This window comes from Bacillus sp. sid0103 (assembly GCF_019219025.1).
In genome coordinates, this window is sequence record NZ_JAHUWN010000008.1 from 32,945 (window position 1) to 55,003 (window position 22,059).

14 protein-coding genes are annotated in these 22,059 nt (G+C 36.3%); 12 read left to right on the plus strand and 2 right to left on the minus strand.

Annotated features, from left to right (window positions below):
- Positions 1 to 40 precede the first annotated feature (40 nt).
- Positions 41 to 1,084 (minus strand): HupE/UreJ family protein, encoded by a 1,044-nt coding sequence (locus KW850_RS10595; protein ID WP_218347542.1) that lies wholly within the window; start codon positions 1,082 to 1,084, stop codon positions 41 to 43.
- 626 nt (positions 1,085 to 1,710) lie between these two features.
- Between KW850_RS10595 and KW850_RS10600 the strand changes: the two genes are divergently transcribed.
- From KW850_RS10600 to KW850_RS10610, 3 genes are all read left to right on the plus strand, one after another.
- A complete protein-coding gene (locus KW850_RS10600; protein ID WP_218347543.1) occupies positions 1,711 to 2,859 on the plus strand; it encodes an Ig-like domain-containing protein in 1,149 nt (382 codons plus the stop codon).
- Between the two features lie 276 nt (positions 2,860 to 3,135).
- Complete coding sequence (locus KW850_RS10605; RefSeq protein ID WP_308128788.1) at positions 3,136 to 4,401, plus strand: serine hydrolase; 1,266 nt, start codon at positions 3,136 to 3,138, stop codon at positions 4,399 to 4,401.
- 56 nt (positions 4,402 to 4,457) lie between these two features.
- On the plus strand, positions 4,458 to 5,411 hold the full coding sequence (locus KW850_RS10610) for a C39 family peptidase (protein WP_218347545.1): 954 nt from the start codon (positions 4,458 to 4,460) through the stop codon (positions 5,409 to 5,411).
- Here KW850_RS10610 and KW850_RS10615 read toward each other — a convergent pair.
- Positions 5,408 to 6,532 (minus strand): acyltransferase family protein, encoded by a 1,125-nt coding sequence (locus KW850_RS10615; protein WP_218347546.1) that lies wholly within the window; start codon positions 6,530 to 6,532, stop codon positions 5,408 to 5,410. The two genes, KW850_RS10610 and KW850_RS10615, sit on opposite strands and share 4 nt — an antisense overlap.
- A gap of 172 nt (positions 6,533 to 6,704) precedes the next feature.
- Here KW850_RS10615 and KW850_RS10620 point away from each other — a divergent pair, with 172 nt between their 5' ends.
- The 9 genes from KW850_RS10620 to KW850_RS10660 all read left to right on the plus strand — a co-directional run bounded on the left by KW850_RS10620 (position 6,705) and on the right by KW850_RS10660 (position 22,037).
- On the plus strand, positions 6,705 to 7,421 hold the full coding sequence (locus tag KW850_RS10620; protein ID WP_218347547.1) for a polysaccharide deacetylase family protein: 717 nt from the start codon (positions 6,705 to 6,707) through the stop codon (positions 7,419 to 7,421).
- Positions 7,422 to 7,737: 316 nt separating this feature from the next.
- Positions 7,738 to 9,876 (plus strand): bifunctional glycosyltransferase/CDP-glycerol:glycerophosphate glycerophosphotransferase, encoded by a 2,139-nt coding sequence (locus KW850_RS10625; protein ID WP_218347548.1) that lies wholly within the window; start codon positions 7,738 to 7,740, stop codon positions 9,874 to 9,876.
- Positions 9,877 to 10,223: 347 nt separating this feature from the next.
- Positions 10,224 to 11,108: a glucose-1-phosphate thymidylyltransferase RfbA gene (rfbA, locus tag KW850_RS10630; protein WP_218347549.1), complete on the plus strand. Its 885-nt coding sequence runs from the start codon at positions 10,224 to 10,226 to the stop codon at positions 11,106 to 11,108.
- A gap of 20 nt (positions 11,109 to 11,128) precedes the next feature.
- A complete protein-coding gene (gene rfbB, locus KW850_RS10635; protein ID WP_218347550.1) occupies positions 11,129 to 12,187 on the plus strand; it encodes a dTDP-glucose 4,6-dehydratase in 1,059 nt (352 codons plus the stop codon).
- A gap of 116 nt (positions 12,188 to 12,303) precedes the next feature.
- Positions 12,304 to 14,307 (plus strand): CDP-glycerol glycerophosphotransferase family protein, encoded by a 2,004-nt coding sequence (locus tag KW850_RS10640; protein ID WP_218347551.1) that lies wholly within the window; start codon positions 12,304 to 12,306, stop codon positions 14,305 to 14,307.
- A 45-nt stretch (positions 14,308 to 14,352) separates the two neighbouring features.
- Positions 14,353 to 15,639, plus strand: coding sequence for an ATP-grasp domain-containing protein (locus KW850_RS10645; protein ID WP_218347552.1), 1,287 nt, complete (start codon positions 14,353 to 14,355; stop codon positions 15,637 to 15,639).
- Between the two features lie 3 nt (positions 15,640 to 15,642).
- Positions 15,643 to 16,764, plus strand: a complete 1,122-nt coding sequence (locus tag KW850_RS10650) for a DegT/DnrJ/EryC1/StrS family aminotransferase (RefSeq protein ID WP_218347553.1) — start codon at positions 15,643 to 15,645, stop codon at positions 16,762 to 16,764.
- The gene (locus tag KW850_RS10655) at positions 16,761 to 18,617 is read left to right on the plus strand and encodes a glycosyltransferase (RefSeq protein ID WP_218347554.1); all 1,857 of its coding nucleotides are present in this window, start codon (positions 16,761 to 16,763) and stop codon (positions 18,615 to 18,617) included. The genes KW850_RS10650 and KW850_RS10655 overlap by 4 nt, the downstream gene beginning before the upstream one ends.
- Before the next feature lie 297 nt (positions 18,618 to 18,914).
- The gene (locus KW850_RS10660) at positions 18,915 to 22,037 is read left to right on the plus strand and encodes a CDP-glycerol glycerophosphotransferase family protein (protein ID WP_218347555.1); all 3,123 of its coding nucleotides are present in this window, start codon (positions 18,915 to 18,917) and stop codon (positions 22,035 to 22,037) included.
- Positions 22,038 to 22,059: the final 22 nt, after the last annotated feature.

Sequence of the window (22,059 nt, forward strand, 5' to 3'; positions counted from 1 at the left end):
TGAAATAGTTTTCAGGGATTTTTTCGTTTGTTATAAAAATCTATGAAGTGATTCGTTCCACCAGCCAAATCGCTCCTAAAATAAAAATAATCAGAGAACCAATTTGAACGATTCTGTGAGAAATCTTCAATTTAAACAAATAAGCAAGTATTGGCATTAGCAAGAGAACGATGACGAGCTGTACCGCTTCAATCCCCAGGTTGAAATTAATCAACGCAACAGCCAGATGACTCTTAGCGATTTCCATTTCCTTTAAGATACTTGCAAAACCAAGCCCGTGGATTAAACCAAACAGAAACGTAATACTCCATCGGTGTTTAATCTCCTTGCGGAAAATATTCTCTAAAGCAACATAACAAATACTAAAGGCGATCGTTGCTTCCACAAAACGAGAAGGTAAGGTGATCCATCCTAACACCGCAAGGGTAAGGGTGATGCTGTGTGCCAGCGTAAAGGATGTGACAATAGAGATGTACTGTTTAACCGTTTGTTTTCTTAACAACAAGGCAAAGAGAAACAATAAATGATCGTAGCCAGTAATAATATGAAGCATCCCTAATTTGAAAAATGAAAACCAAGTTGAAGTCGAGGATTGCTTAACTGGCTTTGGTTGTGTTTGTTGCGTTTCAGGTTGGGTGGTTTGATCTTGACCTTGTTCTTGCTGCACCTCGGTTAAAAGAATGGTCCAGCTCCGTTCTTTCCCCTGTAATACGGCCTCACTCGTTTGACCTATGAAGTCTGCAGAAATGAGATCAACATAATTCGTGCCAGTATCATTAAAATAAAAGCCATCATTATAGACAATCGTGTCACCAGCAGAAAAGGCTGGAAAGCTTAAGGTTGTAGAAAGAAATTCTTTATTCTCCTTTTTAACAAGTTTCATTGTCTCCACTTTAGGAGTTTGTTCCTTGTTGTTCTTGTCCAGTGTTAAACCTTCAGTAATTAATTCCTCGAGATGATGCCTTTCTTTTTTTATTTCTGATTTTTCTAGAACCCAGTTTTTATTTTGATCAATATCGGGTAATAGTTCGATAAGGGATAAAGTGTCCAAGGTAAAGACCAGTTCCGTTTTTTGATTATCCATCGTTATTTTTGTATAACTTGCACTGTATGCATGTGCTTCAGTAAACGTAGGAAAAGGCTTTGCTAATCAACCAGTAGTTGCATGACTCGTATTAGATGGTGCTACTTGTTTCTTCGTTTTCTCGACACGCTGCCTTTTCTCACCATCTGGTGCATACGAAGCTAGGATTACAGCCTTGGAGGCGGTAAGTTAGTCGAGAACATCACGCAGGCGGTGGCTAGAGATGTGCTAGCCTTCAGATCCGTTGTAAGACCTACGATAGCAATCACCATTCTCGTATCTGAGAGTTTGAGTAGTGCCGCCACTACCTGTCCTCTCCACTAGTAATGCAAAAGATCCTGTTAGAGGTGCACCTACTGCTGCAACACCCGAGTATAGACCGACTGTTGTGACAGTATTCAAGTCAATACCTCCCGGAAGTGGTGCAATGAGCGGGTTAGATCAGGACGGCTCTCACACCTTCCGCGGGCGGAAGCTTTCTGGTCAGTGCTCCAGTAGTAACTGGTGTTGAAGATGGTATCTATAACCAAGATGTAACGATTTCGTTCGGGGATGGAACAGCTACATTAAATAATGAAGCATTCACGAATGGAACAACTGTAAGTAAAGAAGGAAGTTACACATTCGTGGTAAGTGATGCAGCAGGAAATCAAACGACCGTTCACTTTGTCATTGATAAAACCGCTCCATCGATTATTGGCGCAGCAAACGGTGTTGCTTACAATACGAATGTGACAATTACTTTTGACGAAGGATCAGCAAAATTAAATAATGCTGAATTCACAAGTGGAACAGTCATTTCTAAAGAAGGAAAATACACTTTAGTGGTAACTGATCTAGCCGGCAACAAAACAACTGTTGAGTTCACGATTGATAAAACAGCTCCTGTAGTTAGTGGAGTTAGCAATAATGCTAACTACAACAAGGATGTCACAATCACCTTTACCGAAGGAACAGCTACATTAGATGGTAAAGTAGTAGGAACAAAAACAGTTGTCAAAACGGAAGGAAAACACGTATTCGTGGTAACTGATACGGCTGGCAACAAAACAACAGTAGTATTTACCATTGATAAGACCGCTCCAGTTGTATCTGGTGTTACAAACAATGGTCTCTACAATAAGGACGTCACAATTTCCTTTAACGAAGGATCAGCGAAGTTAAATGGAAAAGCGGTGGCAAATAAAACTGTCGTTAAAGCACAAGGCAGCTACACATTAGAAGTAAGCAATACAGCAGGACTTAAAACAATTGTTAAGTTTACGATTGATAAAACAGCACCAACTGTAACGAAGATCTATGAAGTATCTGATAAAGCAGTAAAAGTTACTGGAAAAACAGAAGCGTATGCTACCGTTAAGTTTTACATTGCAGGGAAGTATCAACGCAGTGTGACGGCTGATAAATATGGCAACTTTAGCTTCTCGATTTCTAAGCAAAAAGCTGGAACAGAAATTAAAGTTTACGCAATCGACAAAGCGGGTAATATTAGCAAAGCTGCTGTTGTGAAAGTAGTAGACAAAACCGCACCTGCGGCACCAAGTGTAAACAAAGTAACGGTGAATTCTACGAAAGTAACAGGAAAAGCTGAAGTCGGATCGAAAGTAACCGTAAAAGTTGGAAGTAAAGTAATCGGAATGGCCTATGCTGATAAATATGGTAAATTCTCGGTTAAGATTTCCAAACAAAAAGAAGGTAAAGTACTTTCTGTCACCGCACAAGATAAAGCAGGCAATACAAGTGCAACGAAGAAAGTAACAGTAAAGAAAAAATAAGTTAGTAGATACCCCCGAAGTCCTTCGGGGGTATTTTTTGTGATTTTAATAGTAGAAAAGTACCTCACATTTAAATTTTTTCACTGTAATATATGAAAATCATTTTTATTCTCGGCTGTGTTGAACTTGCCTGTTGATTTCCGCTCCAATCAGGATGGTTAGGAAAATCAATAATAAACTTTAACACAGCCTTATAAAAGTATATAAAAATATGGATATTCTTGTTAAAATTAGTATATTGTTAGAATATTATGAAGGATGGGGAACGAGTTGAAAGTGGGACGTTTTTTACAGGGAATGATGATTGCTATACTATTATTTTCCATGATCATTCCGGCTCAACATGCAAGTGCAGCAGAACTAACCGCGCATCAGGATTTTACCAAAAAGGTATCGAGTGAATTAAACAAGTACATAAAAAAATCAGGCGGCCGCGTTACCTTACAGTATCAGGATTTGGTTACCGGGGAAATGTTTCAAATTAAAGGAAGGACCTCAAACCGTGCTGCTAGCACAATTAAGCTGCCGCTGGCCCTCTATATTATGGAGCAAGCAGCTAAAGGAAAGATCAATTTAAATCAGAAGCTTAAATACAAAAGCTATCATTATTATGGCGGCAGCGGTGTCATCCAAAATCAAAAGGTCGGGACTTATTATACGATTAGAGACCTTGTGAAAAAGGCGATGATTTACAGTGATAATATTGCCTTTATCATGTTGAAGGAACGTGTCGGACAGAGTACTTTTATTAAATATATGAAAAGCGTTGGCGGACAATATGCCTATCCGAATGGGCAAAATTTAACCTCTGCGAATGATTTAACGATCTATGCAAAAAGGCTCTATCAATTTTCCAATAAAAGCCCTCTAGGCAAAGAACTTGTCGGCTATTTGAAAAAGACTGTTTATAATACAACGATTCCACGTGGGATAAAAGGAACAGTTGTTGCCCACAAGGTGGGGATGATTCCAAATGAAAGAATCTATAATGATGCGGCTATTGTTTATGATACCAACCCCTATGTGTTAGCGATTATGACAAAAGGAATCTCCTATGAAAAATCACAAAAAGTCATTGCTGGTGTAGCATGGATCGTAAATAAGCATCATAAAGCAAAGGCGACTGCTCCATATTTTAAAAGTAAGGCAGATTTAACAATCTATCAAAGTAATTCAAAAACAGCAGCAGTTGGTACATTGAAAAAATACCAAACTCTGAAAATTATCTCCAGTAAGGGCACTTGGTTTGGGATTAAATTTGGAACAGGAACCGGTTATATTGAAAAGAAATCGGTGATTGCTCTTAAGAAAGCATCAGTAAGCAGCTGGGTGTCGAATCTTCCACAAATCGGCAGCATTAAGATGAAGGATAATGCACCAGTTCTCAACAAAGCGACTGCAGGTACGGTCATTGCCTATATTAATAAAAATCAAGATTACTATTTTTTCAAAAGGGAAAAAGATTACTATGTTGTTGATCTAGGTGGAAAAGTTGGATATGTCGCTAGTAAATATATTTCCGAACTTAATGTAAGTATGTAAATTTACCGTCTTACCTAGCTTTTTTAAACCATTCTAATAGAAGGAGCAGACGAGAAATGAAGAAAATAAAATGGATGGGTTCTTTACTAACTTTACTGCTATTGGCAGCAAACACAGGTACAGCAGAAGCAGCTCCCGTTGTGATCGATAAAACGCCCCCCAAAATGCCTACTGTGAATCAGCTGACCAATAAATCTTTTACGATAAGCGGAAAGGCTGAGGCAAATACAATTGTTTATGTGAATAGAAATGGTAAATATTACTTAAAAAAGGTTGCTGACAAAAACGGGGATTTTTCTTTTCCTATTCCACAGCAAAAAAAACAAACCGTCATGGAGGTTTACTCTGTAGATAAGGCAAATAACAAAAGTCTATCGCGAAAACTGATTGTTAAGTCACAGCCTAAGCTAAAAAAGAAGATTCTGAATGTCCCAATCGTACGGCAGATGCCAGAGTTACCGCGTGGTTGTGAAGTGACGAGTTTAACGATGTTATTGAAATATACCGGGATCAAAGCCAATAAAATGACGCTTGCCAAACAAGTGAAAAAGGACCCAGCCCCACTGAAACGGAAAAATGGTAAGATCTATTTTGGCCATCCCAACTATGGGTTTGTCGGTAATATGTATACCTTCAACAAACCGGGTTTTGGCGTATTTCATAAACCAATTGAAGCCTTAGCAGAAACATATAAGCCAAATCGAATTAAAAATTTAACCGGAAAACCGTTCGAAACCATCTTAAGTTACGTTAGTGCTGGTCATCCGGTCTGGATTATTAATACGAGTTGGTTCAGCCGTGTTCCGAATTCGTATTGGCAAACATGGTATACCTCACATGGAACCGTGCGAATTACGTATAAAGAACATTCCGTTGTGATTACAGGCTATGATTCCAAGTATGTCTATTTTAATGATCCATTAGATGGAACGAAAAATAAAAAGCGTCCAATCAAATCATTTGTTGAAGGCTGGAAACAGTTTGGAAGTCAAGCGATTAGCTATTATTAAGGTGATGTACGCATCTTCGTTTTTAAAAATGGAAATTGAGCCAAACGGAGGATCCAGTTAATGCAGATCGAAACTAGGATTGTTAGGATAAACACCCACATCACGATCAAAGTCGAATAGTATGGCGCAAAGCTCATTTTTTGAAAAAAGTAATAAATAAAAAAGGTATGGGTCAGCCAAATAATCGTTGAGTGTTTTCCTAACAGAAAGAATAACTTTTCTAGAATCTTGATATTTTGAACGAGTTTAACAAACGAGAAAATCACGATCGGTGCGAGAATAAAATCTGCGTAATTATAGATTCCCTCAATTTCGGGACCTCTTGTTTCAACAATAAATTTGAAGGTGTACTGTCGTAAATAAAAGCAGAGTACAAGTAACAGCATATACACGATTTTACTATTTAAATGAATTTTAGAGAAAAAGGCATTCATTTTTTCAAATAAGGAATATTTTGAAAAGAAAATCCCGGTAATGAAGATTATTTGCCACGTTAATAACGTACTAAGATGATTGATCGCAATTTGTACTAATTCATGAGTAGGAAAAAAGTCATCTATGTGAAGAAAGAAAGCAGAAAGAAACAGGCAAATAAATGAGAGGTAACTTGTCAGAGTCGGCCAATTTTCAATCAATTTTATTATTACCGGGAAAAGCAAGACCAATTCGATATAAACAGAGATGAACCACCACTCACCATTGTAGGTATGAACTAGGGCAAATAAATTATAAATAAAAAGCTTAGGATTCCAAGTATAGCGCAGCGTATTGTCAAAATATTTCAGCCCAATCGGAATGAAAATAAAAAAGATCATCCAATAAATGATAAAAAAGTTGATGGCTCTTTTTAACCCCTGGCCAAATGTGAACTTGTGTTTTGATTGGAAGCTTTTATAAAGACCCAACCCGCTTAAGAACAGGAATATGGCCACACATAGCTTTCCAAATTCCCCAATGAGCTGGTCTAAGGGAGTGTCATCAATCATCATGATGGGTGAGTAATCGACAGTAGCAATACGGGTTGGAAAAGCAAATAAATGATGATAGACCATTAAGAGGATTGCCAGTCCCTTTGCAATGGCAGTCATATTCCTAGAAAAAACAAATGGTTTATTCTGCATACCTTTTCACCTCAACTAACGATTATGAATCTATCCATTATAGGTTGGATGGAATGATTGGGGATTATTCATGAATGAGATTATTCTTTTTGCATGAAATGGGGAAAAGCGTCACCTGCATATCTTAGAAAAGAAGTTTTAGAGAGTTGTTTATTTTAGAGGGGGAAAAGATATGTTCAAAAAAACAACAATCATGACACTAGCCATGTTGCTCTTAATTAGTACCTGCTTCTTTTCAACAGATCTTACCTATGCAGCAGAGTCAAAAACTAGTAAGGTTGTTTATTTGACCTTTGATGACGGTCCCAACCAGTATACCCCGAAAATACTTGATATCTTGAAGAAGAAAAAGGCACATGCGACCTTTTTTATGATTGAGGGCAATATCAAACGGAATCCGAAAACCGTTCAACGGATGATAAAAGAAGGAAATTATCCAGCTGTACATAGTGTTTCCCACGATGTACGCAAATTATATCGGGGAAGCTCCAATAATGTTGCCATTGAAATGGAAAAAACGCGCCAAACCTTGTTAAAAGTTTCTAAGTTTAATAGTAAATTGACCCGCGTGCCTTATGGAAGTAAACCTTATATGAAGAAACCGCTCCGTGATGCTTTAGCGAAAAAGGGTTTTAAGATGTGGGACTGGGACATTGATACACTCGATTGGAAATATAATCGAACAAGACCAACGATGATTACCTCGAGGGTTAAATCCGGACTTAAAGGCAAAAAAGGCCCAATTGTGATTCTTTTCCATGATTCAAGAGGAACAGTGCAGCAGCTTCCGATTATTATTGATTTTCTGCACAAAAAAGGTTATACATTAGAGGTCTATAACCCTCAAAAACATTTGGTAAAGAATTTTTGGAAAGATAAGCGCTTATAGAATGAACATGGAAAAAATTTAATTGAGGTTGGAAAATGAGGACTTAAAATAATAAAATCGAAAAGGGCTGCCATGGGCGCCCTTTTGTTTTGTCCAATTTAGTTAAAAGTAATGACAGATTAAAAATATCCTAGTTTATTTTTGGGATTATAAATTTTTATTCCTATAATGTGGAAACCTATCGTATTAAAGGGTGGAAAGGGTATATAAAGACAAAACATGTTATAATTTAACATTGCTATACCCCAAACGGCAGAAATTTGTTAAAATCGATAAGGAAAATTGTCGAAATTTCAGGGAGTGTGACTGAAGTAACATGAATACTATACAAAAAGCGACGGTATCAATCATAATTCCGTATTACAACTCCATGGAATTCATTGGAGACTGTTTGAATTCCGTATTATCACAAAGCTACACTAATTTGGAGATTATTATCATAAATGATGGTTCGGATACAGAAAATACTGGTTACCTTGAAACGTTGCTTCAAGACAAAAGAATTGTCTATTTAAAAAATGACTCAAAACAGGGAGTGGCCTATTCACGGAATAAAGGCTTGAGTTCTGTGACAGGGGAGTTGGTGTTTTTTCTAGATAGTGAAGACATCCTAGCTGAAAACTCAATTGAATTCCTTGTAGCCCATATTAAAGAAGCGCCTGCGATTGCGGGGAAAACCAAACGATTATTAAAGCCAACGGATTTAGAGATTCCCCAGCCGCCGGAAGTAATGGTAATCGATCAACCTAGTCCTATAATATTCAATAGCGGCAGTATTTTAAACGTATTGATTCGGAATAGTTTCATCAAAGAACGTTCGATTCGCTTCTATGAGGAAACGGAAGGCGCAACAGATATATCAGGGATCATTCCGTTTATCCTATATGTAAAAAGTTTACCTTGCTTAAATATTTATACATATTTTCAACGGGTGAGAAATGATCCGATTTCCAATCCAAGTCTGGTCCAACGATCAATCCAAGAACGAACCCGTGATTTTATCAAAATTTATATGGAATTGACTAAACAGTATGGAAAATCGGAACTAGTAAAGGAATATTTGGACGGGTTACTCCTAAGGTTTTACCGAAGACAGGTAATCAATATTTTTCAAGATAAAAAACATTTTGATGAGTTCTTTGCCTTATTGTCGTCCGCGATGAAAGAAGTCAACCCGGCTACGATGGCTTCACAGCCTAGACATATTAAAAGGGAGATTAACCAGTTACGGTCTGGAAGTAAAGATAAATTCATCAAGGGCTTTAGATTTCATGTGGAAGTAAGGGACTTTAAAAATGCGATTAAAGGGTTCACTAGACTTAAAAGGTATATTTACAATAAGTTTTTCTTGAGATTCCCAATGAAGGAGAATTACATTATATTTGAAAGTTTCTTAGGAAAAAACTATTCGGATAGTCCCCGTAATATTTACGAATATATTATGGAAAATAAACTGGATTATCAGTGCATTTGGGTATTCAATGATAAAAATCGTAAAATCCCTGGCAACGCCAAAATCGTGAAGAGATTCAGTCTCGCTTACTACTATTATTTTGCAGTGTCAAAATACTGGATCAATAACATGCGCCAGCCGCTCCATCTTGTCAAACGTGAGGGAAATGTCTTTTTAGAGACCTGGCATGGTACACCACTTAAAAAATTGGTATTTGATATGAAGGATGTATATTCGGCCAATCCAAGATACAAACGGGATTTCTATATGCAGTCGCGTGCGTGGGATTACTTATTATCGCCAAACCGCTATTCATCTGAAATATTTAGAAGCGCCTTTAAGTTTGATAACGAAATGCTCGAGTACGGATATCCTCGAAATGATATTCTGTATTCACTACAAAAGGAAGAAATTGTAGCCCGGGTAAAGAAAAACATTGGGATCCCTGACAATAAAAAAGTGGTACTATACGCCCCAACATGGCGTGATGATGACTACTACGAGCCTGGCAAATATAAATTTCAACTTCAACTGGATCTACATAAAATGAAGGAAACTCTTGGGGATGACTATGTTGTCGCACTAAGGATGCACTATTTTATTGCGGATGATATTAATGTTGAAGGCTTGGATGGCTTTGCGTTCAATCTTTCGAAGTATGATGATATTGCTGAATTATACCTAATTTCAGATATCCTCATAACCGATTATTCTTCCGTATTTTTTGATTACGCCAACCTAAAACGGCCGATTCTATTCTTTACGTATGACCTGGATAAGTACCGGGACCAATTAAGAGGCTTCTATCTCGATTTTGAAAATGAAGGACCAGGACCGCTCTTGAAGACAAGCGATGCCGTTATTGAGGCAATATCAAATATTGATGAGGTTACCAAGGAATATGCAGAAAGATATGATTCCTTTTACGAAAAATTCTGCAGCTGGCATGATGGGAAATCAACGGAGAAGGTTGTAAAACGATTGCTGATAAACGATAAATAACCTGGGCCTTAGTGAAATAGTTTTAGAAGATAAAAGTAAATAATAAAGACCGTCTCCATTAAAGAGACGGTTTTCACAATCGATAATTTGATTTAAACTATGGCAAAAAATGCCCTAATTTTACAAGATACAACAAATTTCACTTTAAATTTCGATGACATTCTTGAATTTTTGACTAATTCTTATACCATTTGCTATCTTATTATCTTATAATAAAGCAGGAAAATATCCCTTTCATTAACTTGAGTTGGGAACAGTTGAATAAGACTGTATTTTTTTAAGTAAATTAATAATAGTTTCATTATACATAAAATCATTTCAATTGACTTAGAGAGGTGTGCTAAATAGTGAAAGGAATTATTCTAGCAGGGGGTACCGGAAGTAGGTTATATCCTATAACGAAGGGAATCTCCAAACAATTAGTGCCTATATATGATAAACCGATGGTATACTATCCGTTATCTGTCTTAATGCTTGCAGGCATTAAAGAAATTTTGATTATTTCAACCCCAAATGATTTGCCGCAGTTTGAACGGCTGCTCGGAGATGGAAGCCACTTAGGATTATCTATTTCCTATACCGTTCAAGAAAAACCAGGTGGACTAGCAGAAGCTTTCCTTGTGGGGGAAGAGTTTATCGGCCAAGACAAAGTGGCATTGGTACTTGGCGATAACATTTTCTATGGCCAAGGACTAAAGGAATCCTTACAAAGAGCTGTAAACTTAGAAGAAGGGGCCGTTATTTTTGGTTATTATGTAAGTAATCCTGAAGAATACGGGGTAGTTGAATTTGATGATGAGGGCAATGTCTTAAGTCTTGAGGAAAAACCAGCAAATCCTAAATCAAATTACGCCGTACCAGGGCTTTATTTCTTCGATAATGATGTTGTTGAAATTGCCAAAACGATAAAGCCGTCACCAAGAGGTGAGCTGGAGATTACAACGGTCAATGAGGTTTATTTAAAAAGAGGGAAACTTAAAACAGAAATGTTAGGCCGTGGTATGGCCTGGCTCGATACAGGAACACATAGCAGTTTGTTAAAAGCGAGCAACTATGTAGAAGCAGTCCAAAACCGGCAAGGGTTATATATTTCGTGCATAGAAGAAATTGCTTACCGACAAGGATATATTGACAAACAACAACTGTTGGAATTAGCAGAATCATTAAGTAAAACGGATTATGGACAATATCTATTTCATCTCGCAGAAACGTATCCTCCTAAAAGGAAATAGCTAGTAAAGGTGCTGAAAAAATGAAAACATATTTAGTTACAGGCGGGGCTGGGTTTATTGGCTCTAACTTTGTATTGTATATGCTAAAGAAGTATTCGGATATTAAGATTATCAATGTGGATTTATTAACTTATGCAGGAAATCTTGAGAACCTTAAAAGTGTGGAAAACAACGAAAATTATCAATTTGTCCAAGCAGATATTGGAGATGCGAAAGCTATTCAGGCAATTTTTGATCAGTATGATATTGATTATGTTGTTAACTTTGCTGCAGAATCACATGTGGATAGGAGCATTGAAGATCCTGAAGTCTTTGTGAAAACAAATGTCTTAGGAACTTTAAACCTTTTAAATATTGCCAAAGATAAATGGTTAGTCGGTGATGATGTATACAAGGAAGGGAAAAAATTTCTCCAGGTATCAACGGATGAAGTTTATGGCTCCCTTGGAGAAACCGGGTATTTCACGGAAAAAACGCCGCTGGATCCAAGCAGTCCATACTCTGCTAGTAAAACGTCAGCTGATCTATTAGTCAAAGCTTATTGGGAAACATATAAAATGCCTATTAACATTACAAGATGTTCTAACAATTACGGTCCTTATCATTTTCCTGAAAAGCTCATTCCATTAATTATTCATAACTGTCTACATCACAAAGAAATTCCTGTTTATGGGAATGGTAAAAATGTAAGGGATTGGCTCTATGTGGAAGACCATTGTAAAGCTATTGATATGGTAGTGAAGAATGGCAGACTAGGGGAAGTTTACAATGTTGGTGGTCACAATGAACGAACGAATATTGAGATTGTCAAAATAATCATCGCCTATTTACAACAACATGCTGATCCTTCAATTACAGAGGATTTAATAACGTTTGTTAAGGATAGAAAAGGTCATGATCTTAGATATGCCATCGATCCAACGAAAATTACAGAGGAACTAGGATGGGAACCGGAAACCAAATTTGAGGACGGAATCGTTCGGACGATTAATTGGTATCTTGAAAATCAAGATTGGATGAATCACGTAACGAGCGGAGCATACAAGGCATATTACAGTAAAATGTATGACCAAAAATGATAAGTAACTGCAAATTTACATCTTCCCTACTCATTCCTTAAGTAGGGATTAAGCCTTTTAGGGACGACCATTTCTGTAAGATTTTACCCTCTTTCAGAAGAGTAAGGAGAAGAAAGATGAAGAAAATTATCAAAAAGATAGTTTCAAAACTAGCTCTCACCCATAAAGTAAAAAGTGTCTCCATTGAAGATGATGCACTTGTGATTGAATACGATAAACTGTCCCCTTCATTCTTAAAACGGTATGTTTTGTTGAAAGATCGTAAATCAGGACGCAGAATTCAAGAACCTTTATCGGGAAAGCGTATTGATATTAAATTAGATGATTTAGCGGAATTGACTGAAGATGGGAATTTAGATGTTTTTTTAACATCTTATCTATTTTCAAGAAAAGTATTAAGAAGAACGGGCTTTTCCAGCCATTTAAAATTAACACAAGTGGTGGATGAAAAAAATAAGTCGAAAATAAAAATTACGAAAACTAAAAAGAAAAATATTTCGATCGCTACAAAAAGGATTCTGATTAACCCAACTATTAAAGAATTAAAAAATGAAGGGTTAAATTTATACATAGAAGGAACGATGGAAGACTTCTTTCAAAACAAACCGGCATTTGCGGAAGTGATTATGCAAAGACGGGATGTGAAAAGAAGGCATTCCTTTAAATTAGACGTATTTAAGCAAGATCATGGGGATCTTTATCAATTTGCTGGGATCATTTATCCTGATAAGCTTAAGCATGACCTTGTGAAAAACTCACGCTGGGACGTCATTTTACGAGTAACTGATGAAAAGAATAAAGTCCTTCATCAAGAACTAATTAACCTACAAAGTTATCGTGAATTTGAACGTGAAGAAGACCGCTATTTAGTGACGATTGAAACAGATGAGGAACATGTAATCTCACTCTATGCAACCATGGGGATTAATAGCTTAGCGCTATGGTATACGGACCAAGCCCAGTTTGAAAAAACCTACGGTATTGCGAGAGGGAAAACTGTTTTTAACGAGGTAAGCCTAAGCGAACCATTGGATAAGCAAATGGTGGTTTTCGAGAGTTTCTTAGGGAAGAATTACTCAGGAAACCCGAAATATGTTTATGAACAAATGTTAAGAGATCCAAAATATAAAAACTATACCTATGTTTGGTCCTATATGGGGGGCAATCCAGAAGATATTCCAGGTAACCCAATTCTGGTGAACCGAGAAACGGAAGAATTTTATCGCTATTTAGCAAAGGCTAAATATTGGGTAAGTAATATCCTTTTTCCTGTGCATCGCAAAAGAGAAGGGAATATTTATTTGCAAACGTGGCATGGTACACCTTTGAAAAAACTTGGTTGGGATATTGATATTGAGGGACCTGAAGTGTTGGCAAGAGAGAACTTTTATATTGAATCACGAAATTGGGATTATTTAATTTCAGCAAATCCCTATTCATCGGCTATTTTTAGAAGAGCCTTTAAATTTGAAAAGGAAATGCTTGAGACAGGATATCCATTAAATGATATTTTTTACCGGGAAGATCTACCGGAAAAAGTGACCGAAATAAAAGAAAAACTTACGTTTCCAAAGGATAAGAAAGTTATATTGTATGCACCAACCTGGAGAGATAATGAGATGGTTGGTTCGTGGGAGCATTCATTTCAATTGAAATTTGATTTAGATGAATTCTATGAAAAGCTGCATTCTGATTATATCTTAGTGCTTCGTATGCATCATCTTATCTCCGATTCTTTGGAAATAGATGAAAAATACAAGGGTTTTGTTTATGATCTTTCAAAATACGATGATATTCAAGAGCTATATGTGACGGCAGATATATTGATTACGGATTACTCTTCTGTGTTTTTTGATTATGCAAATTCCAAGAAACCAATGTTGTTTTATGCCTATGATTATGAAATGTACAAGGAAAACATTCGCGGATTTTACCTCAATATGGAGGAAGATTTGCCAGGGCCTGTTATTCAGAATGATGCTGATCTACTCGAAGCAATTGTCAATATTGATCAAGTTACAGAAAATTATCAAGAAAAATATGAGGAGTTCTATCAGCGTTATTGCAGCCTAGAGGACGGCTTTGCAGCCAAAAGGGTTGTGGATAGGGTCTTTCAATAACAGTAGTGATTCATTGATTAATTATGGAGAAGGTTGTGAATAAATTTGCAAAAAAATGTATTGGTATTTCCTTGCGGTTCAGAAATTGGCCTCGAAATAAATAATGCACTGAAGTTTGTAAAGGGCTTAAAAATATATGGCGGCTCTAGTGTCGCTGACCATGGGAAGTACACATATAAGAATTATATTGAAGGAATACCAAATGTTGCAGATGAAGATTTCATTCCTTCATTAAATCGGATTGTTGAAGAGAATAACATCGATTATATTTTCCCTGCTCATGATAGTGTTGTACTTACTCTCGCTCAAAATAAAGAAAAGCTAAAGGCTGAGGTCATGACTTCTTCAAAGGAAGCCTGTGAAATTTGTCGGTCTAAAAAGTTAACATATGAAACCTTTTCTGGGGAACCTTTTACCCCGCATATGTATCGGGATCAATCGGAAGTAAAAGAGTTCCCAGTCTTTTTAAAGCCAGATGTTGGCCAAGGGTCAAAAGGGATTGCCTTAGCAAAAAATAAAGACGAACTTGCGTATCATTTAAGTAAGCCGAACGATCTTCTTATTTTGGAGTTTTTACCTGGGAAAGAATATACCATTGATTGTTTTACAGACCGCCATGGTGAATTGAAATTTGCTGGGATGAGACAAAGAAGAAGAATCAAAAGTGGAATTAGTGTGAATTCGATGACCTTAAAAATGGAGCCTAAGGTTCGAGAAATCGCAGAAATCATCAACCAAAAAATACAGCCGCATGGAATGTGGTTTTTTCAGGTTAAGGAAGCAGTGGATGGCTCGTTTAAGCTCCTGGAAATTGCTCCAAGAATTGCTGGGACGATGAGTCTGTATCGAAATAAAGGAATTAACTTTTCTTTATTAAGTCTTTATGATCGAATGGGTTTTGATATTGATATTATTGAGAACGATTTTACAATTGAAGTGGACCGGGCTTTAATAAACCGCTTTTCCTTGGATATCTCTTATGATAAGGTGTACCTAGATTTTGATGATACCATTACCTTAAACAAGAAAATTAATCCATATATCATGATGTTTATTTACCAATGTGTAACGAAAGAAATTGATATTGTATTAATTACAAAGCATATTCACGATATTAGGGAGACATTAAAGAGCTTGAAAATAGACCCTGCACTCTTCTTAGAGATTATCCATATTAAACAGGACGATGATAAACACAAATATTTTACAATGGATAAATCTTCTATTTTCATTGATGATTCACATAGTGAGCGCAAGAAAATCCATGAGAAATTTGGGATTCCAGTATTCGATATTGATGCGATTGAAAGCCTAATTGACTGGAGAAATTAACTGATGAAAAATGAACTTGTCTTTCAAAAACGGATAAATGTGACACAGCCGAAGTTGCCAGATTATAAAATGTATACGGAACTGATTAAAGAGATTTGGGAGAAAAAATGGTTAACCAATGATGGACCATTACATGAAAGATTTAGAGAACAGGTAAAAGAAATGTTAATGGTACCTAATGTGGAACTTTTCACAAATGGACACTTAGCATTAGAAATTGCACTAAAATCCTTAGATTTAACTGGAGAGGTAATTACAACGCCATTCACGTTTGCATCTACAACTCATGCTATTGCGAATGCCGGGTTAAAGCCTGTTTTTTGTGATATTGATCCAAAAACTTACAACATTGATGCAGAGAAAATTGAACAGCTCATTACGCCAAATACATGTGCAATTGTGGCAGTGCATGTTTTTGGGACTCCTTGTGATGTTGTTAAAATAGAGGAAATAGCACAGAAACATAACCTAAAAATTATCTATGATGCGGCACATGCCTTTGGAGTTGAAATAAATGGAGTAGGCATTGGAAATTTTGGAGATATATCCATGTTTAGTCTTCATGCTACAAAGGTGTTCCATTCCATTGAAGGTGGTTTACTAACCTTTAAAGATGAAACGATCGCGCCAAGGTTAAAGTCGCTTAAAAACTTTGGGATCACCTCCCCAGAAAGTGTTGATTATATTGGAACCAATGCTAAAATGAATGAATTTCAAGCGGCTATGGGTCTTTGTAACTTAGAGACGGTAAGACATGATATCCAATTACGTAAGAATGTATATGAAGCATATGTTGAAGGTTTAAAGCATGTAACTTCCATTCAATTACTAAATCAGCGGTCAGATGTAAAAGCGAATTATTCTTATTTTCCTATCTTACTTGGCAGTCAAGCTGCTAGGGATCGTCTTTTTGATGTATTACAAGAATATAATGTCTTCGCAAGAAAGTATTTTTATCCATTATGTAATGATTTTTCTTGCTATGACACATCAAGCGAAGACACGCCAATTGCAAAAAAAATTAGTGACGGTATCTTATGCTTACCGATGTATGCCGACCTTGAAATTGCAGATGTTAAACAAATTACCGAAATAATTTCCTTAGAGTTAGGTGAGCGTCCTTGAGTCAGAACTATAAATTAAGTGTTGTTGTTTTAGTATACAACACAGAACCCTATATGAGAGAGTGCTTAGATTCGCTTGTAAATCAAACCCTTAAGGAACTTGAAATTATTATGGTCAATGATGAAAGTCCAGATAATAGCGTGGCCATTATTGAGGAATATCAAAAAAAATATCCAAATCTTAAGTTGATTAATCAAAAGAATAGCGGCGGGGCAGTTGCCGGAAATACCGGTTTACAGGCTGCCAGCGGTGAATACGTCACGGTCATGGACTCTGATGATGTCGTTCCTTTGGATGCCTATGAGAAGTTATATAAGAAGGCAAAAGAAACGGAAGCGGATATTGTCATTGGCAGGGCACACATTATTTTGGATGGTGTAATAAAGGAAGTCCATTATAAAAAGGAACGCGATGTATGGAAAGAGGAACGGGAAGTAACCAACCTGCTAGAGTTTCCGGATATTTTTTATGATGGCTTTTATTGGAATAAGATTTACAAAAGAGATTTTCTATTTAAGTATGATTGTTTCATGCCACCAGGTATGCTTTATGCGGATCGTCCTATGGTTCATAAGGCATTTCTATTTGCGAATAAAATTGAAATTATTCCCGATGTCGTCTATTTATGGAGAAAAAGAGGCGAAACGGGCGCTAAGTCGATTACACAATTAAAAGGTGATATCAATAATTTCAAAGACCGCATGGAATCACTATATTACCAAATTAATTATTTCAATGAGTTTGGAAATGAACCTTTAAAAACTGAATTCCTTAAAAGAAATTTTGACCGTCTTTTTTTTCCGATAAAGTCGATTGTAATTGATGAAGAATTTAAAGAGGTTTATTTACAAGAGATAAAAGACTTTTTATCAACGATTCCCAACGTATTTGAAAATGATATCGGTATTGTTAAAAATCTTTATATTTATATGATTTTAAACGATATGACTAGTGAATTAGTGGAGTTCCTCCAAGTCAGCCCTAAGGGACCTATATTTGAAGAAGACGGGAATTATTATTGGGCATTGCCTTATTTCCGTGACCCAGAAGTCAATATTCCTGATGAACTGTTCAAAGTAAAGGATATTCAAAGTCAATTTATTAGTATGGATAGTATAGGAATTGATGAACAATTTATCCGGATCAAAAATATCAGTGTCCCAGAAGTCTTTACAATAGAACAAGTAAAAATTGAAGTGGTTTCCAGAATAGATCCACAGGATATATCGATTTATTCTGCGAAACGGGATAAGAAGGGCAATCTTTCAGTGAAGTTACCTTTAGCCGATTTCGCAGCCAATAATATCTATGATTTTTATGTAATATTTTATTCTAAAGGTCGAGAAGAACGATTTAGAATCACCAAGAAAATGTTCACGAATCATACCAAAAAATTAGAGGATGTTGATACAAGTATTAAAAGGACTTTATTCTTTGCAAAAGGAAGACTTTCTTATCTTGTCGTTGACATCAAGTTAGAAAACATTCAACTCGATAAAGATAGAATAAAGATTAGTGTAGATGAAACGGAGATCGGTGAAGCAGAAAATGTAACATTTTTCCTCAAAGATCGAGTTACCAAGTCTAAAATTTATCTCCACAAGCGTGAGAATGGTAACTTTGATCTTCCTTGGAAACAATTTATGGAACCCAATCATACCTTTGATTTTTTCATGGTGGTATTCCAAAAGGGAGTTCGCCTCCATATGAATCAAGTTCCCAATTTCCAAGGCCAGACTATCGATCCCAATGGGCTCTATCGAGAACTATATAAGACAGACCAAGCTAATATTTCACTAAGATCAACTTCTTCGTTAAGAAGAACCCTAAGGAAACTTATCGGAAAATCATAAAAACGTCAACTAAACCATCAAACATGCTTTGATGGTTTGTTGCGTTGTAAATCATTACACTCCCTGAACATGTGTAGAGAAAAGCGATGGATACGTTCTATCAGGTTTTAGAGTAAAAATATAGGCCATTCTATATAAAGCAAATTGATGACAAGGAAATCTTGTTTATCAATTTGCTTTTTTTATTTGTTTTGGACGTGTAGATAGTCTGCTCCGTACATATATCGCTTCAAAGTTGGTAAGAATAACTAATAAAAAATATAAGAAAGTGAATTGGTAAGGGAGCTGTAGATTTTCATGAATAAAAAGGTTTTAAAAAGAAGGATAAAATTTATTATTGGACCACTCTATAATTATGTAAGAAAAGCACACCATCGCAGAAATTTCCAATACAGAAGGTATTATGAAAAATTTAATGTGATCGACCATACGGTTTTATATGAGAGTAGGGACGGGAAAAGTTTAACTGATAGTCCATATGCCATTTTTAAACACCTCTTACACCACCCCGAATATAAACATTTCAAACATATTTGGTCAATCAATAATGCAGATGAACTAGAAAGCGTGATTGCGGAGTATAAAGACTTGAAAAATGTGATATTTGTTAAACGTAATTCCAAGGAATATCTTAAATGGTTAGCAACTAGTAAGTACCTAATTAATAATTCTACCTTTCAGTCTTTTTTTATTCCCAAAAAAGAGCAAATCTATATTAATACATGGCATGGCACGCCGCTAAAAAGGATGGGATTTGATATCCCTGGCAATCCAGCACATTCGCAGAATGTGGTTAGGAATTTCCTGAGTGCGGATTATCTATTAAGTCCGAATGACCATACAACCAAAATGTTTCTTGATAGTTATAAACTGAAGGGTCTATATAATGGAGAAATTATTCAAGAGGGCTATCCGAGAATTGATCTTACCTATCATACTAATTCAGATAGGTTCCAGACCTTATTAACTCAATTAGGGCTTAAAATCGATCGTAATAAACAGACGATTCTTTATGCCCCAACCTGGAAAGGAAACAATATTTCAAAAGCGAAAAATGATATGTTCCAAATCATTAGTGAAATGAATTATTTAAGGAAAAAGGTTGGAAACGAGTATAACCTTTTGATTAAAGTGCATCCCTTTCTATATGATCAAGCACGGAAATTTAGTGAAATAAACGATATCCTAATTCCGGATTTTGTCGATACGAATGAGTTGTTACGTATCGTGGACCTCTTAATCACCGATTACTCGAGCATCTTTTTTGATTATCTCGTGACAAATAAACCTATTTTATTTTATATATGGGATTATGACGATTATCGCGAAGAAAGAGGCATGTATTTATCCGAAGACGAATTACCAGGACCGACGCTGTTTACAATTGAAGAAGTATCTGCGGCAGTTCAAGATATCACGAAAATAAGGGAACACTTTCGTCCCGCCTATCAGACTGCCAAAAATAAATTCACAAAACATGAGGATGGAAATGTCACCTCTAGAATTGTCCAATACATATTTAAACAGGACGAGACACAGGTCAATGTCATTAATCAATTAGACCGGGATAAAAAGAAAATTCTTATTTATCCTGGCGGTTTGTTGAACAATGGCATTACATCCTCCTTTATCAATCTGGTTGATAACATCGATTATAGTAAGTTTGATGTTAGTATTTTCATGAAATCACCCAAGTCGAAAGAAGCCTTAAATAATATCGCTAAGGTGAATAAGAATGCTAGGTTTCTGTTTCGAAATGGATTGGAGGTACATAGTCTTTTGGAAGTGTATCGGGATAAATTTATTCATAATCGAGGGGCGCATAGTAAAGTGACAAAGATACTTTACCCGGAGAAAGCCTACAAGCGTGAATACAATCGATTATCGGGGCGGGCACAATTTGATTATGCCATCGATTTTAGTGGTTATAGCCTGTATTGGGCCAAATATTTGCTTGCATCCGATGCTAAGAAAAAAATTTGTTATATGCATAATGACATCCGTTCCGATAGTGAAAAGGTCATCAATGGACGCAGGCCGCATCGAATTAATTTACGAGGGCTCTTTTCCGTCTATGATAATTTTGACAAACTTGTCAGCGTGTCTCCTGCAACCATGGAATTAAATAAACGTAACTTAGAGGAATTTGCCGAGGAATTTAAATTTGATTTCGTCATGAACTCAATTAATCCTGAAAAGATATTAAGATTGGGGAATGAAGAGTCTACAGAGAGTATAACGAAAACGTTAATCGATGAGGCTCTGGCTGAAGACCAAATTATCAGTAATATGGTCTTTAAAGCACGGGCAACAATCGCTGATCCTAAAAACGAGGGAATCTGGAACAGACCACCTGTCTTAAACGGCGCAACCCAAATAGCATCCGCAGTTAACTTTCTAAATCAGGAAGTCGCTATTTTACGAGAAGTCCAAACCAAAACCACTAATTACTATAAATTTACTATCGATGACCGGATCATTGGCTGGCTTGACCAATCCTGTTTTGAGCTGCTCTCGGATAGCATTTTATTTCAAAAACCAGTAAAGAAATTAGCCATCATTACTAATGGAAATGGGCAAGACATTTGGAGTATGCCGTATAATCTGGAAGGAACCGAGAAAGTTGCCTCCGGTAAGGAATATAAAGGTCGATTGGTCGATGTGGATGCAGAAGCAAGAACACAGCAAGGAATTTATAGCCGGATATCTATTAGAGGAACATTGATTGGTTGGATTAATTCTTCAGTGTTGTCAATTGTCCGTGATTATGATGGAAAGAAACGCCTCCATGCAAAGCTTAATACATCCGTGTATAAAATGGTTAATTCGAAGAGGTACAAAATAGTTGTTTCAAATAATACAGAAGAAACTCGTGTAACAGTTGAAGAAACAATCATACCCCAACCCGTTGCAGAGAATTATAATTTTATTACTATGGGACGTTTATCACCAGAAAAAGGTCAGGATAACTTAATTAAGGCTTTTAGTCAATTTCACCAGAACTACCCAAATTCGAAACTATATATTTTAGGTGAAGGTCCATTAAGGAAAGATTTGGAGAATTTAATTGCAGAATTAAAGGGTGAGGATTCCATTTTTCTTACGGGCCAGCTTGAGAATCCATTTACACTGATGAAAAAATGTGATTGTTTTGTTCTTTCCTCCCATTATGAGGGGCAGCCAATGGTGTTATTAGAAGCGATGACACATGGAATGAAGATCATTGCCACTGATATCGTTGCAAATCGAAATGTATTGGAAGATGGAAGGTATGGCTTATTAGTTGAAAATAGCATTGAAGGGCTTGAAAAAGGTCTCACTCAACTGGCGAGAAATGAGTTGGACAATAAACTTGATGAATTTATTCCAGAAGAATACAATAAAAGGGCAATGGCATCATTTTATCAAGTATTAGAGTGAACTTAAATATGTGGTAATTAGA